The 585-nt window shown below is 64.8% G+C and carries 1 protein-coding gene; it reads right to left on the reverse strand.

Annotation, left to right across the window (positions count from 1 at the left end; all coding sequences use genetic code 11):
- Positions 1–293, reverse strand: a 293-nt coding sequence (locus P3H15_RS54395; protein WP_276144885.1) for a GntR family transcriptional regulator, incomplete at its 3' end; no start/stop codon positions are given.
- Positions 294–585: the final 292 nt, after the last annotated feature.

Raw genomic sequence — 585 nt, forward strand, 5'->3', positions numbered from 1 at the left:
CCGAGCCGGGCGGCCTCCACCTCGAGCAACCGGCGCACGTCGTAGACGTGCACCAGCTCGGCGAGGGTCAGGCCCTTGACCACCGCCCCCCGGTGGGGCACGCGTTCGGCCAGGCCGGCTTCCTCGAGACGGCGGATCGCCTCGCGCACCGGCATCACGCTGGTTCCCACCTGCTCGGCGAGATCGCGCACCCGCAGGCGGGCACCGGCAGGCAGATCACCGTTCATGATCGACTCGTGAATCATCGAGTAGACCTGATCGGTCAGAAGTGTCGGCTCGGCGCGCTTGGACATGACCACAGATCACATATTAACCGGCGATCGGATCTCCCCTTGTGTGATCTGTGATTACATTTTAGGCTGTTGTGAGACGCAGGTGCCGCAGCAGCCCACCCACCTCGGGCGATCCCCGAACACATGCCATTCCACCCGCACTTTTCATGTCCGCCGCAATCGGCTCGGGATCCACAACGGACCGGGCCTGCAGCTCGAGTTCCACGATCATGGAGGTACCTCTGATGACCATCTCAACCCCCGTCGAGGACGTGACGGTACGCCGTGCACCCGGCTCGGCGCCGCTGATCAC

It is taken from the genome of Rhodococcus sp. T2V, assembly GCF_029269925.1.
In the GTDB taxonomy this organism is placed as follows: domain Bacteria; phylum Actinomycetota; class Actinomycetes; order Mycobacteriales; family Mycobacteriaceae; genus Rhodococcus_F; species Rhodococcus_F koreensis.